The sequence below is a fragment of the Serratia sp. A07 genome, assembly GCF_058725505.1.
Genome location: NZ_JBZXDO010000020.1, coordinates 43,013 through 55,775 on the forward strand (window position 1 = coordinate 43,013; position 12,763 = coordinate 55,775).

The 12,763-nt window shown below is 58.5% G+C and carries 13 protein-coding genes; 5 read left to right on the forward strand and 8 right to left on the reverse strand.

Features of this window, described 5'->3' with window-relative positions:
• Positions 1 to 23: 23 nt before the first annotated feature.
• From AC4PR2_RS18440 to AC4PR2_RS18450, 3 genes are read right to left on the reverse strand one after another with little or no spacing between them, the layout of a single operon-like run.
• A complete protein-coding gene (locus AC4PR2_RS18440) occupies positions 24 to 2,558 on the reverse strand; it encodes a fimbria/pilus outer membrane usher protein (RefSeq protein WP_337046981.1) in 2,535 nt (844 codons plus the stop codon).
• Positions 2,559 to 2,578: 20 nt separating this feature from the next.
• Positions 2,579 to 3,331 carry a fimbrial biogenesis chaperone gene (locus AC4PR2_RS18445; RefSeq protein ID WP_230458157.1) on the reverse strand — a complete coding sequence of 251 codons (753 nt, stop codon included), beginning with the start codon at positions 3,329 to 3,331 and terminating at the stop codon, positions 2,579 to 2,581.
• Positions 3,332 to 3,390: 59 nt separating this feature from the next.
• The gene (locus AC4PR2_RS18450; protein ID WP_015377562.1) at positions 3,391 to 3,924 is read right to left on the reverse strand and encodes a fimbrial protein; all 534 of its coding nucleotides are present in this window, start codon (positions 3,922 to 3,924) and stop codon (positions 3,391 to 3,393) included.
• A gap of 375 nt (positions 3,925 to 4,299) precedes the next feature.
• Here AC4PR2_RS18450 and AC4PR2_RS18455 point away from each other — a divergent pair, with 375 nt between their 5' ends.
• Positions 4,300 to 4,980: a helix-turn-helix domain-containing protein gene (locus tag AC4PR2_RS18455; RefSeq protein ID WP_492175348.1), complete on the forward strand. Its 681-nt coding sequence runs from the start codon at positions 4,300 to 4,302 to the stop codon at positions 4,978 to 4,980.
• 7 nt (positions 4,981 to 4,987) lie between these two features.
• On the opposite strand, the gene AC4PR2_RS18460 is transcribed toward AC4PR2_RS18455, so the two are convergent.
• Positions 4,988 to 5,482, reverse strand: a complete 495-nt coding sequence (locus AC4PR2_RS18460; protein ID WP_492175349.1) for a winged helix-turn-helix transcriptional regulator — start codon at positions 5,480 to 5,482, stop codon at positions 4,988 to 4,990.
• 164 nt (positions 5,483 to 5,646) lie between these two features.
• Here AC4PR2_RS18460 and AC4PR2_RS18465 point away from each other — a divergent pair, with 164 nt between their 5' ends.
• Together AC4PR2_RS18465 and AC4PR2_RS18470 are read left to right on the forward strand one after the other, a co-directional pair.
• Entirely contained in the window at positions 5,647 to 6,093 is a 447-nt protein-coding gene (locus AC4PR2_RS18465; RefSeq protein ID WP_164268218.1) for a tautomerase family protein, read from the forward strand.
• 135 nt (positions 6,094 to 6,228) lie between these two features.
• Positions 6,229 to 6,450, forward strand: coding sequence for a hypothetical protein (locus AC4PR2_RS18470; RefSeq protein ID WP_075335069.1), 222 nt, complete (start codon positions 6,229 to 6,231; stop codon positions 6,448 to 6,450).
• 84 nt (positions 6,451 to 6,534) lie between these two features.
• On the opposite strand, the gene AC4PR2_RS18475 is transcribed toward AC4PR2_RS18470, so the two are convergent.
• Positions 6,535 to 7,065, reverse strand: coding sequence for a hypothetical protein (locus tag AC4PR2_RS18475; protein ID WP_060419384.1), 531 nt, complete (start codon positions 7,063 to 7,065; stop codon positions 6,535 to 6,537).
• A gap of 278 nt (positions 7,066 to 7,343) precedes the next feature.
• Positions 7,344 to 8,435, reverse strand: coding sequence for a redox-regulated ATPase YchF (gene ychF, locus AC4PR2_RS18480; protein WP_004941048.1), 1,092 nt, complete (start codon positions 8,433 to 8,435; stop codon positions 7,344 to 7,346).
• A 334-nt stretch (positions 8,436 to 8,769) separates the two neighbouring features.
• Between ychF and AC4PR2_RS18485 the strand changes: the two genes are divergently transcribed.
• Positions 8,770 to 10,299, forward strand: a complete 1,530-nt coding sequence (locus AC4PR2_RS18485; protein WP_070914791.1) for a SulP family inorganic anion transporter — start codon at positions 8,770 to 8,772, stop codon at positions 10,297 to 10,299.
• A gap of 37 nt (positions 10,300 to 10,336) precedes the next feature.
• Here AC4PR2_RS18485 and pth read toward each other — a convergent pair whose 3' ends face one another.
• Complete coding sequence (gene pth, locus AC4PR2_RS18490) at positions 10,337 to 10,927, reverse strand: aminoacyl-tRNA hydrolase (RefSeq protein WP_004941053.1); 591 nt, start codon at positions 10,925 to 10,927, stop codon at positions 10,337 to 10,339.
• 301 nt (positions 10,928 to 11,228) lie between these two features.
• Between pth and ychH the strand changes: the two genes are divergently transcribed.
• Positions 11,229 to 11,507, forward strand: a complete 279-nt coding sequence (gene ychH, locus AC4PR2_RS18495) for a stress-induced protein YchH (RefSeq protein ID WP_025160276.1) — start codon at positions 11,229 to 11,231, stop codon at positions 11,505 to 11,507.
• Between the two features lie 185 nt (positions 11,508 to 11,692).
• On the opposite strand, the gene prs is transcribed toward ychH, so the two are convergent.
• The gene (prs, locus tag AC4PR2_RS18500; RefSeq protein WP_004941061.1) at positions 11,693 to 12,640 is read right to left on the reverse strand and encodes a ribose-phosphate diphosphokinase; all 948 of its coding nucleotides are present in this window, start codon (positions 12,638 to 12,640) and stop codon (positions 11,693 to 11,695) included.
• Positions 12,641 to 12,763: the final 123 nt, after the last annotated feature.

The window sequence follows — 12,763 nt, forward strand, 5'->3', positions numbered from 1 at the left end:
CTCCTGAAAATAAGTTTAACGGGCTAGCGGCACGGGGCGCTGAGCCGTTGAATCGGGCCGTCTTCCCCGGCGGGCAGGCGGTAATGCAGCGTGCACTGCTGGCCGGGGGCGTCGCCCCAGTTCAGCGTCAGTTCCCCGGCGCGCTTATCGCTGCGCAGATACACCTGATTGGCCTGGCCGACCATGCCTACGCTATTGCCCGCGTTGTCCAACACGTTGGCGCCCATCGGGATCGGTGCGTTATCGGGCCGCTGTGCGGTGATCAGCAGCGCCTGGCCGCGCACGGTGTTGAAGTGCAGGCGCACCGTGGCTCCTGCATAAGGAGCGACGCGCCGCTGGCCGTCTTCCAGTTCCGCTTTATCGTTCATGCCCTCGGGATTCAGCGCGACGGTGTTGTAGTGATAGGGCACCAGCGACGGTGCCAGGGCGTAGCCGAAGCGATCGACGCGCGCGCCCTGGCCGTCCATCACCCGTGCGCCGCTGGCGCCGGGCGCCTCGATCAGGGCGAAGGTATCGCCGACATACGGCCCTAATGTCACGCCGCCGCGGTGCGCCACCACCGCCCCCTGCAGCGACAGGGAGCCTTGTCGGTACTGGCGCGCGGTGGAGAACGAGCCGGTGACGTTGGCGTAAGGCAGACGGGTTTGCAGGTTGCCGCCCCAGATGCTTTGTTGGCGATCGTCATCGGTGGTGAAGTTCAGGCCGTAGCTGACCGGCTGTTCGTCGCCGACGCTGCCCGACAGCGCAGCCTGATAGTTGCCGCCCTGGCCCTGGCTGTGGTTGGCCAACAGCGAGACGCTGGGGGCGGATGACGAACGGCCGAGCGGGAAGCTCAGCGACAGGGCGGTGACGGTCTGCGCGTTCTGCGCCAGCGGCGCGCTGTAGACGTTATCCAGCGGCCCGTAGCCGCGGTAGTCGCCGTTGCTGTAGCCCAGGCTGCGGGTGCGGGTGACGGAAAGGTTAAGCGCCACGCCGTTGCCGAAGGTTTTTCCCCAGCCCAGCTGGAGCTGATTGTCGCGGCCGCGCTGATCGCGGTAGTCCTGAGTCGAGCCGGACATCGTCAGGCTGCCGAACGCCCCCATCCCCTGATTGACGGCGACCTCGAAGCGCGAACGCTGGCGGTAGGAGTCGGACTGCCAGTTTTGGCCGGTGGTGGCGGCGCGCCGTACGCCGAGCACGTCGCTGAGATCGCGAAAGCCTTCGGTGGAGTAGCGGTAGCCGGCGATGGATAAGGTGGTGTCCGTCGGGCTGAAGGTTCGGCTGTAAGAGAGGTGCAGCATCCAGCCGGAGGCGCCGCCGTCCGGCAGGCTGGCGTGGGAATAGGTGGTGTCCATGCCGAAGGCGCCCAGCCAGCTGCTGTACACGCCGCCCAGCATCATCGCCTGATAACCGTCCGCCAGCTGGTTGCCGAGGTTGAAGGTCAGGGCGTTGGTCAGGCCGTGCTGCCAGGTCACTTCGCTGAACAGATCGTTGTCGCCGACGTAGCGGGAACGGCCGACGATCGCGGAGTAGCGCGACTGACCGGGGCGGATGGATTCCGGCACCGCGGCGAACGGCACGGTGAAGGTACTGACGCTGCCGTCGGCTTCCGTCACCACCACGGTGAGATCGCCGGCGTAGTTGGTGGCGTACAGATCGTTGATGGCGAACGGCCCCGGCGCGACGGTGGTTTCATACAGCGTGCTTTTGCCCTGCAGCACCGTCACGCGCGCGTTGCTTTTCGCCACGCCGCGTACCACCGGCGCATAGCCGCGCTGCGAATCCGGCAGCATGCGGTCGTCCGAACTGAGCTGAATACCGCGAAATCCCAGGCCGGAGAAGAAGTGCCCGTCGGTAAAGCCTTCGCCCAACAGCATTTCGCTGCGCCAGGGCAAAATTGCGCGCTGGACGTAGCGGCGTCTGGTGTCCAGGTGGCCGCCGAACTCCCGATCGTAGCGGTAGCTGGACTGCTGGCGGTAGCGCCATAGCCCGAGGTTGAACCCGCCGTTCAGGTTGGCGTAGGTCGAGTCGAGATCGCGGGTTTGCCCCTGTCGATAACTGACGTGGTACTGGTTGAGGTTGTAATTGACGAAGGCCATCGATTCGCCGCTGTCCAGGCTGGCGGGATTGACGCTGCCGCGCGGCTGGCCGTTCAACAGCGCCTGCGGAATGCTCAGATCCAGCCGCAGCCGCGAAATGTCCGCGTTCACCGCGATGTCCTTGAGATCCCGACCGGGCAGCAGGCATTCTGCTTCGGCGGCCGCCGGCGGATTTTTCAGCCCGAAGCGCGCCAACTGCGGCCGATCGAAACAGGGCAGCACCTGCTGGCCTGCGCGCACGAAGCGAATTTGGTCGCGCTCGAGAAACTGGCCGTTGAGGTACAGATCGATCTGATAGCTGCCGGGAGCAACGGCGTCCTGCTGGTTGAACTGGCTCAGGGCGCTGTTGCTCAGCACGCTGCCGCGCAGCAGCGCGGGATCGAAGGTATAGCCGTCGGCGGCGGCGCAGCCCAGCGGCAGCGCCAGCAGCGCGCAACACCAGCGCGCAGGCAGCGGCGTCGCCTTGCGGACATCGAACATGAAAACCTCCCTGTCTGGTTTCAGCGCGCGACGTCCAGGGTGCGTGAGATTTCCACCCCATAGTCATTGATGACGCGCAGTGCGACCTGCCGCACCTCCCCGTTCACCGGCCAACTGGCCTGCGAAAACGGCGGGATCAGATCCGCCTGCGGGATGGTGATGCGCTTCGCGCCGCTCAGGATCGCGGCCTGGCTGACGTTGGCGTAGTAGCCGGTCGGGTTGTCGACGCGCAGCGCGTTACCGGCCTGGCGCAGGCTGAGCCGATCGATGACGTGGTTGGCGTCGCCGGCCAGCCCGGTGGGGCGATAGAACACCTTCAGCCGATTGGTGACCACCAGCAGCAGTTTGTTCTTGTCGCTGTCCGTCTGGCGCACGGCGGGCACCTGCAGGAAGTTGAGGTAGAACAGCGATTCGCGATCGCGCGGCAGCGGCTGGCCGACGAACGACAGCCGCACCATCTGCCCGCTGTGCGGATTCATGCGGAAGATTTGCGGCGAGGCGACAAAGGGCGCATCGGCGTTTTCCGGCGTGGATTTGGGGTTATTGATGTCGAGCCAGATCTGCATCAGCGCCGGGGTGCCGTCGTCGTTGGTGAACTGCAGCGTTTTTTCCCGCGCCTCGGCGGGGTAGATCACGCGGTTGCCGAGCAGCGTCACGCTGGCCGACGCGTGGGTAGCGGCAAAACTCATCAGGCAAAGCGACAGGGCGGCCCATCGGCGGGCGGAGCGGGTTATCTGCGGCATAAACGTGAACCGATAAAGGGAGCGAGTCATTCAGCGCCGCCCGGCGAAGGGCGGCGCTGGCATCAACAGGTATGGCGCCTGACGCCGGCTTATTTGTAGCTAATGGCGAACTGTGCGGTGGCGATCACCGAACCGGCCGCCACGCCGGTGTCTTCCGCGTAGTAGCGGGCCACCAGGTTCTGCGAGGTGGAGGTGGCGTCTTTGGCCAGCGTCATCGCCGACGTGGTGACGGTCGAACCGCTGGCGAACGACAGCGGCGTGGTGGCGTCGCTGTCCAGCAGTTGAATGGACACTTTGGCCGCATCGCCCGCGTTGCCCAGGTTGCCGTTGGTGGTTGGGTTGTTGCCCGCCAGCACGGTTTTGATCGCCGTATCGCTGGTTGCGGCCGCACAGCCGGTCACGTTGACGGTGAAGGTGGTGTCGCCGGCGGTGGCGCCTTTGGTGGCGAGTTTGCTGGCGGCGACGGTCGGCAGCAGAACGACCGGGTTGGATTGGTTGCCGTTAATATTCACCGAGCAGGTTTGCGTGCTGACTTCGCCTTTAAATTGCACCGTATTGGACGAAGCGGCCGCACAGGCGCCGGAGAGAGCCAGCATGGATAATGCGACTAATTTAACATTCATGTGAAATGCCCTTTAATTTACTTTAGAGAAAAGCTTTCCTGACAGTAATAAATTACTGACGTGCGGTTGTGGGTTAATCATGTTGCGCAATTGTTTTTTAAACGCGTCGGCAAACATGGATTTTCATCCTAACAAACTAAGAATTTTCCCTATAGGTGTTTTGAATAAGTCAATAAGACGAGAAGGCCTGCTGTTACATTTTTTTTCATTTGTGCTTATATCATACAAAATAGAAAATAGATCTATATCATTGCGTTGCGATTTTATTGGATCGCCAGTTTTTGTGATTGAAATAATTTGAAACATTCATGCCTTATTTGCGTATTAATCAACGTGCTGACGGTTGCGTGAATATTTGAAAAACATGTTATCAAGATGTTTTATATCGGTGTGCTTTGCAGGCGAATTACCCCAAAAAAGAGCAGCGACAAGCCGCCTGAGGTGTGGAAGCATGCGTCCATGCTGATAAGGAGAATTAAAGTGAGAGTGATTTATATCGATGGTTCACCGCTGTGCCGGCTGGGCATGAAAACATTATTGGGCGGTGGGGTGATAACCTTATCCTCACCCAATATGAACATCATTAAAAATATAAGCCCGGCGCCTGATTTAATTATTAAGGAGTTTCCCCAGGAGATTTACCGGTTCAAGGCGTATTTAAAATTCATTAAATATTCACGCAGTGAATATAAAGACATCCGGTTACTGTTCTTCATCGATAAGACTTCACCGCTGATCCTGGCGTTTATCGCTGCGGCGCAGCCGGATGCGATTTTGCACAAACGGGAAGCGCTGCAGGTGGTGCGAGAGACCTGCGCAACGCTGGCCCGCCAGGAGACGAGCGAACGGCACGTGGTGAACCGGCAGCGGGCGGCGGCAATCACGCCTGGCGAGGCAGCGGTGCTGTGTGAAACCGCCCGCACCGAAGATATCCGCCTGACCGCGCGGCGGCTTAACCTGCATCCGAAAACCGTTTATTCGCACCTCAATAACGCCGGCAAAAAGTTCGGCATCCGCAATCGGGTTGAACTGCTGAAGATGATTGCGCTGTTGTAGCGCGCCGTTAGCGGGTTTTGCCGACGGCCAGCCGCCATCGCGTGATCTCATCGGCGCCGGGCCCGGCGGCCAGCGCCAGGTTTTGCGGCGGCAGCGATTCGCCGGTCACGGCATCGACCACGCGCAGGGTGGCGGGGTGGCCAGTCGCACGGTCGACCACGCGCAGCGGCGGCCCGGCCAGCTCGGACAGGTTCCACTTGTCGCCAATCTGGATCATCGCCATCACCAGCAGCCCGAGATCTTTTCCCTTCTCCGTCGGAAGATAATCGTAGCGATCGGGGCGCGTCTGGTATTGCCGCTTTTCGATAAGGCCGCTGCCTTCCAGCGCCTTGAGCCGATCGGCCAACGTGTTGTTGGTGATGCCGGTCGATTGCCGCAGATCGTCATAGCGCGAGAGCCCCAGCAACAGATCGCGCATGAGAATCGCGCCCCAGCGATCGCCCAATGCCGACAGCACGTGGGCCACCGAGCACGTCATGCCCTCAAAACCTTTTGCTTTCACGTTGCCTTGCCTCCGTTTGCCGCCCTAATGCGGATAATTTTATCGCCTCGGCTTGATCACTTCAATAATTGGAGTTATTACTCTTATTATTGGAGTTTTGTTTGACACAGGCTGCCGGCCAGAACGATTGTCGATACCCGCAGCTTTACCGAGCAGAAAACGTTATGCCACTGTGGCAGATTTACCACCCTGAATCGGCCTTCAGCACTGCCGATAAACGCGCGCTTGCTCAGAAGGTCACCGGCCTGTACCAGGACTTTTTGCCGCGCTTCTACGTCAACGTTTTCTTCCAAGCGCTGCCGCCCGGCACGGCGTATCTTGGCGGCGAACCGGCCGATGACTTCGTGCGGGTGACCATCGACCATATCGCGCGCGCCATGGACAACGACGCAGAGCAGCAGCAATTCCTGGCGGCCTGCACCCGCATCCTGCAACCCTACCTTGCCGCGCGCGGGTTGCGCTGGGAGCTGCACGTGGACGAAACGCCGTTCTCGCTGTGGACTATCGAAGGCTTGAAGCCCCCGGCGCCGGGAACGACGGCGGGGGAGAAATGGCGCAGCGAGAACCGGCCTTCGGTGTGGGAGGGGGATAACCGCGAGAAATGGACATAATGAGCAACGGTAAACGCTTGTGGACTATGAAATAATGCGTACTGTATCTGCCGAAAGAAATTGAAAGGCAGCCTCCAAGAGGCTGTTTTTCGGAAGTGTTAGAATGGATAAAAATGTCGCTTGCAGGGAGAAGCCATGTCTCATTCATCAGCGAGGAAAAAAGTGTTGAATACGGCAATGCCGCTGGCACAGAGAGCGTCTCACGCGCGCAGTTGTGCTAACCATGTGGCGAACCGATTGGGAATGACTCGCAGTGAGCTTCTAATAAAAGTTGAGAAAGAGTCAGGCTCAAATCTGGAATCACCGTTAACTGAAGAAGAGCTGATGAACGCATTCAACTATATGGAAAGCCTTTAGGATTAGGCCGCTTTAAGCCGCACAAACATCTAATATTGAGCGTTCAGATTGGAAAAGAGGCCAGTACCGTTCTTTAAGCATTGATCATGGGATCGGATACTTTAACTCTATTTCAGGCGCATCAGCTAAATACCTGCCAGAGCGGGCCATTAAATAGCCGGCAATCTCTTCGGTTGTCAGGTCAACATGGAACATATCAGGATCCTGGAACCATTCATCCGGCCAAAAAATGAGGTCTGATGGATTGCCATCAAAATTTTTCTCAAGCAGTGCAAGAGCGAAATTTTGTTCGGATTCCTTACTTTTGGCATCAGACACACAGCGAAGTGTTTGAACCAATTCATCCCAGGTAAAATCCGCATAGAATTTTTCCAGATTGAAAGCCATGCGGGTGAACTCCCTGGCACTGGTCCAGGAGGAGAAATCTCTGAAATCTGAAAACGCATAGGGGCATGCAACCTGGCTGTTCCATTCGACTATCATTGCTTCTAAAACGGAATCTTGTTCGTCAAAACCTTCGTCAATTCTTGAAAGTATCTGCTTAGCTTTGTTTGCCAGCTCATTGATCTTTTTGCTACTGACTTTTGTGGGTCTCATTCGGTCAGGTAGAGGCATCGCTAGAATCCTTATCTAACTCACTAATTAACCAAAGATTGTGAAGTCATCTTAATACAGATATTAAAGTATTGAATAGCAGAAAATTTAATCATTCTGGATGAGGGGCCTACTGAATAAAACTGTCCGTTGCTCATCGTAACGTTCAGTACGTTGCACTTTTAACATTAGATTCTTATCCAGAGCGCTAACACGCAGAATCGAGAGACAAAAAAATCCACGCCGAAGCGTGGATTTTTCCGTTTCCGGCAGCGGAGAAATACGCTGCGGGGAAGGGGTTAGACGTTGAACAGGAAGTTCATCACGTCGCCGTCTTTGACGATGTAGTCTTTACCTTCTGAGCGCATTTTGCCGGCTTCTTTGGCGCCTTGTTCACCCTTGTAGGTGATGAAGTCGTCAAAGGCGATGGTTTGCGCGCGGATAAAGCCTTTCTCGAAGTCGGTGTGGATCTTGCCGGCCGCCTGCGGGGCGGTGGCGCCGACCGGGATGGTCCAGGCGCGTACTTCTTTCACGCCGGCGGTGAAGTAGGTCTGCAGGTTCAGCAGCTCGTAACCGGCGCGGATCACGCGGTTCAGGCCCGGCTCTTCCAGGCCCAGCTCGGCCATGAACTCGTCGCGCTCTTCGTCTTCCAGCTCGGCGATATCGGATTCCACAGCGGCGCACACGGCAACTACCACGGAGCCTTCGGCATCGGCGATTTTACGCACGGTGTCCAGGTACGGGTTGTTCTCGAAGCCGTCTTCGTTAACGTTGGCGATGTACATGGTCGGCTTCAGGGTCAGGAAGCTCAGGTATTTGATCGCCGCTTTGTCTTCTGCAGTCAGATCCAGCGCGCGCAGCATACCGGCGTTTTCCAGGTGCGGCAGGCATTTCTCCAGCGCCGCCAGCTCGGCCTTGGCGTCTTTGTCGCCGCCTTTGGCTTTCTTCTGCACGCGGTGGATGGCACGCTCGCAGGTGTCCAGGTCAGACAGCGCCAGCTCGGTGTTGATGACGTCGATGTCTTCGGCCGGATCGACCTTGTTGTTGACGTGGATGATGTTGTCGTTCTCGAAGCAGCGCACCACGTGGCCGATGGCTTCGGTTTCGCGGATGTTGGTCAGGAACTGGTTGCCCAGGCCTTCACCCTTGGACGCGCCTTTCACCAGGCCGGCGATGTCGACGAATTCCATGGTGGTTGGCAGAATGCGTTGCGGCTTGACGATCTCGGCCAGCTTATCCAGACGCGGATCGGGCATCGGCACCACACCGGTGTTCGGTTCAATGGTGCAGAACGGGAAGTTGGCTGCTTCAATGCCCGCTTTGGTCAACGCGTTGAACAGGGTGGATTTGCCTACGTTAGGCAGGCCGACGATACCGCATTTGAATCCCATGTTGTAATCACCTTAAATATCTTAACTATCAGCCGGTTAGGTTTAATCGACTGCATAAAGGGCAAAATAATGCCGCCATTATACACGTAATGGGCGTTTATCTCGATCAGACTTGTTTGGCCGGGGCGAGCCCAGCGCCCGCGGCAGGTTTTTATTTGAGATTTGGATCACATTTACCCATACTGGCCGTTCCGATTAACCGACAGGAAACGCGCCGGATGTATTTCTTGCCTACGCCACCCTGAGTTGTGCCCGCCTGCAGTCTGCCGCGCCTTGCGGTACCCCATACCCGCTACGCGGGGAGATGATGTCATCTGTCATAAGTGAATAATGCATGTTTAACCTGAGTAACGTCAGGATCGCGGACGTTAAAAATGAAGTCCTGGCGGGCTTTGTGGTGGCGGTTTCGATGATCCCCGAGGCGGTCGGCTTTTCGCTGGTCGCCGGTCTTTCGCCGATCGTCGGTTTGCATACCGCGTTTATCATCGGCCTGGTCACGGCGCTGTTCGGCGGCAAGCCGGGCATGGTTTCCGGCGCCGCCGGCTCCATTGTGGTGGTGCTGATGAGCCTGGCGGCGCAGTACGGCATGGGCTACGTGCTGTGGGCCACGCTGTTTGCCGGGGCGATTCAAATCCTGATTGGCGCCTTCCGGTTGGGCAAGTTCATTCGTCTGGTGCCGCTGCCGGCGATCCACGGCTTCGTCAACGGTTTGGCGATCGTCATCATGCTGGCGCAGCTGAAGATGATCGCCGGGCAGGGGCCGCTGATGTACGGCCTGGTGGCGCTGGCGATTGCGGTGGTGGTGCTGTTCCCGCGCCTGACCAAGGCCATTCCGTCTTCGCTGGCGGCGCTGCTGGTGGTTTCGGCGTTGGCGATCGGCCTCAATCTGCACACGCTGCGGGTGGGCGATCTGGCGGACATTTCCGGCGCGCTGCCGCACTTCAGCCTGCCGACGGCGCCGTTCACTCTGGAGATGGTGCGGGTGGTGTTGCCCTATGCGGTGGTGATCGCCCTGGTCGGTTTGATTGAATCGCTGCTGACCATGACGGTGCTGGATGAAATGGGCGGCAAGAAGGGGAACGGCAACCGCGAAAGCATCGCGCAGGGCGCCGGTAACGCGGTGTGCGGCCTGTTCGGCTGCTTCGCCGGCTGCGCGATGATCGGCCAGTCGATCATCAACTTTACCTCGGGCGGGCGCGGGCGCCTCTCCGGCACGGTGGGCGCCATCCTGCTGATTCTGTTCGTGGTCAGCCTGTCGCGCTATATCGGCCTGCTGCCGGTGGCAGCGCTGGCTGGGGTGATGCTGGTAGTGTGTTACAACACCTTCGAGTGGAGCTCGCTGCGCCGTTTGCGCCGCATGCCGAAGGCGGACGCGCTGGTGATGATCGCCGTCACGCTGATCACCATTTTTACCGATCTGGCAGTGGCGGTGATCAGCGGGGTGATTATCTCGGCGCTGGTGTTCGCCTGGCAGCAGGCGCGCATCCGCGTGCGCCAGCGGCAGGTGACGGGCGACGTGGCGGTGTATCAGCTCGATGGCCCGCTGTTCTTCGGCTCCGCTGCCGCTTTCGCCGAGTTGTTCGATCCGCAGAGCGATGCGCAGAACGTGGTGCTGGATTTTGCCGGCACCCGGGTGATGGATTCCAGCGGCGTAGAGGCGATCGATAAGCTGACGGCACGTTACCTGGCGGCGGGAAAAAGCATTCGGCTGCGCCACCTGAGCGGTGACTGCGTGCGCTTGCTCAAGCGCGCCGGGCCGTTCTGCAGCCATGAGCTGGACGATCCGCAGTATTACGTGGCGGAAGAGGGCTTCACCGCCGATGACCGCCGCGTGAGCGAGGAGACCTTCAACCCGCGCGGCTAGAAGCCGGCAGCGGGCAGGGCGCCCGCTGCGGCAAGGTTCAGGCCTGCGCCTTGAAGCTGTGCAGGCGCTGAACGGTTTTTTCCAGCCCGTCCTTCATCAGCATCTCGGTGCAGCGCAGCGACTCGTCGATCGCTTCGTCAATCATCTTCTGCTCGCTGGCCGGCGGTTTGCCGAGCACGAAGCCCACCACTTTGTTCTTGTCGCCCGGATGGCCGATACCGATGCGCAGGCGGTAGAAGTTCGGGTTGTTGCCGAACTTGTTCTGGATGTCCTTCAGGCCGTTGTGGCCACCGTTGCCGCCGCCGAGCTTGATTTTTGCCACGCCGGGCGGCAGATCCAGCTCGTCGTGCGCCACCAAAATCTCGTTCGGCTCGATGCGGTAGAAGTTGGCCATCGCCAGCACCGCTTTGCCGCTCAGGTTCATGAAGGTGGTCGGCACCAGCAGGCGCACGTCGTTGCCCGCCAGGTTCAAGCGGGCGGTGTAGCCGAAGAACTTGCTTTCTTCTTTCAACTGCTGATTGTGGCGCTGGGCCAGCAGATCGACGTACCAGGCGCCGGCGTTGTGGCGCGTCTGGGCATATTCCGCGCCCGGGTTGGCCAGGCCGACTATCAATTTAATACTGCTCACTGGGAGATTCGCTATGATCAGGGTAATAGAAAGGGCCTTAGTCTACCTGCCGGGGCAGCGAATGACAAAATCCGATCTCCGCCGTCACCGTAGGTAAGAAAGACGAATGATTCATTAGCTGAATAATTCAATTTGTCCGCTAATTTTCAGCGGCGTGTTAAGAAGTGTCAATAATTCTTTACCATTTGTGATCGCCTCCGCAATCCCCTTGCCGCCACAAGGACTATACTTAACTTATCAAAGTGGGTTAACAAGTTGCAGCGTTATCCCGGTTGGCACATGGCAATCATGGAGGTGGCATATGAAACGTAGAAACGCGGACAGAATGGGCAACTTTTTTATGGGGCTGGGCCTGGTCGTGATGATCGGCGGCGTCGGATACTCCATTATTGCTGAAGTATCTCAGTTCGATTTACCGCAATTTTTCGCCCACGGCGCCATCATGAGTATCTTCGTCGGCGCGCTGTTGTGGCTGGTGGGCGCGCGTATCGGCGGCCGCGAGCAGGTGGCGGATCGCTACTGGTGGGTAAAACACTTTGATAAACGGTGCCGTAACGACCAACATCGTTCGTCGCATTGATTAAAAAATCAGAAGGGAAGCGAGAGCAGGGCAAGGGAATATCTGCCGTGCATTAAGGTTTGAGGTCATGTTGGACTACGAGTAGAAAACCCGTTGTTGCTCACGCACCAACGGGTTTTTCTTTTTCTGCTGTCGGGCACGCTATCTTTCCGGCACGGTGGGCGCCGCACCGGAAAGACGACGCATCAATGCTCGAACATCGCAGAGATCGACTCTTCGTTGCTGATGCGGCGGATGGCTTCAGCCAGCATGCCGGACAGGGTCAGAGTGCGAACGTTTTTCAGTGCCTTGATTTCCGGCGACAGCGGAATGGTGTCGCAGACGATCACTTCATCAATCACCGAGTTCTTGATGTTGTCCACGGCGTTGCCGGAGAAGATCGGGTGCGTCGCGTAGGCGAATACGCGCTTGGCACCGCGTTCTTTCAACGCTTCAGCCGCTTTACACAAGGTACCGCCGGTGTCGATCATGTCGTCGACCAGCACGCAGTCGCGGCCTGCCACGTCACCGATGATGTGCATCACCTGAGACACGTTCGCGCGCGGGCGGCGTTTGTCGATGATGGCCATGTCGGTGTCGTTCAGCAGTTTGGCGATGGCGCGGGCACGCACTACGCCGCCGATGTCCGGGGAAACCACGATCGGGTTTTCCAGGTTCTGCTGCAGCATGTCTTCCAGCAGGATCGGGCTGCCGAACACGTTGTCTACCGGTACGTCGAAGAAGCCTTGAATCTGCTCAGCATGCAGATCCACCGTCAGAACGCGGTCAACCCCTACGCTGGAGAGGAAATCGGCAACCACCTTGGCGGTGATCGGCACACGCGCGGAACGCACGCGGCGATCCTGGCGGGCATAGCCGAAGTAAGGGATAACGGCGGTAATACGACCTGCGGAGGCGCGACGCAGGGCGTCGACCATCACAACCAGTTCCATCAGGTTGTCGTTGGTCGGGGCACAGGTGGACTGGATGATGAAAATATCACCGCCGCGTACATTTTCGTTGATTTGCACGCTCACTTCGCCGTCGCTAAAACGACCTACAGCGGCGTCACCAAGGCTGGTGTACAAACGGTTGGCAATACGTTGTGCTAGTTCCGGGGTGGCGTTACCAGCAAAAAGCTTCATATCAGGCACGAGAAGAACCTCAGGCTTGCGTCCAGAGAAGATATTGTCATACGACATCGCCAAGGGGCAGTCGGCGACGCCGGCGCAATATACATACGGGTATGTAAAACTAAAATTGAGACCGCAGGCAGC

Coding starts and splice junctions, on each gene's coding strand:
- AC4PR2_RS18440 (WP_337046981.1), bottom strand. CDS start 2,558: ATGTTCGATGTCCGCAAGGCGACGCCGCTGCCTGCGCGCTGGTGTTGC.
- AC4PR2_RS18445 (WP_230458157.1), bottom strand. CDS start 3,331: ATGACTCGCTCCCTTTATCGGTTCACGTTTATGCCGCAGATAACCCGC.
- AC4PR2_RS18450 (WP_015377562.1), bottom strand. CDS start 3,924: ATGAATGTTAAATTAGTCGCATTATCCATGCTGGCTCTCTCCGGCGCC.
- AC4PR2_RS18455 (WP_492175348.1), top strand. CDS start 4,300: ATGTTTTATATCGGTGTGCTTTGCAGGCGAATTACCCCAAAAAAGAGC.
- AC4PR2_RS18465 (WP_164268218.1), top strand. CDS start 5,647: ATGCCACTGTGGCAGATTTACCACCCTGAATCGGCCTTCAGCACTGCC.
- AC4PR2_RS18470 (WP_075335069.1), top strand. CDS start 6,229: ATGTCTCATTCATCAGCGAGGAAAAAAGTGTTGAATACGGCAATGCCG.
- AC4PR2_RS18475 (WP_060419384.1), bottom strand. CDS start 7,065: ATGCCTCTACCTGACCGAATGAGACCCACAAAAGTCAGTAGCAAAAAG.
- ychF (WP_004941048.1), bottom strand. CDS start 8,435: ATGGGATTCAAATGCGGTATCGTCGGCCTGCCTAACGTAGGCAAATCC.
- AC4PR2_RS18485 (WP_070914791.1), top strand. CDS start 8,770: ATGTTTAACCTGAGTAACGTCAGGATCGCGGACGTTAAAAATGAAGTC.
- ychH (WP_025160276.1), top strand. CDS start 11,229: ATGAAACGTAGAAACGCGGACAGAATGGGCAACTTTTTTATGGGGCTG.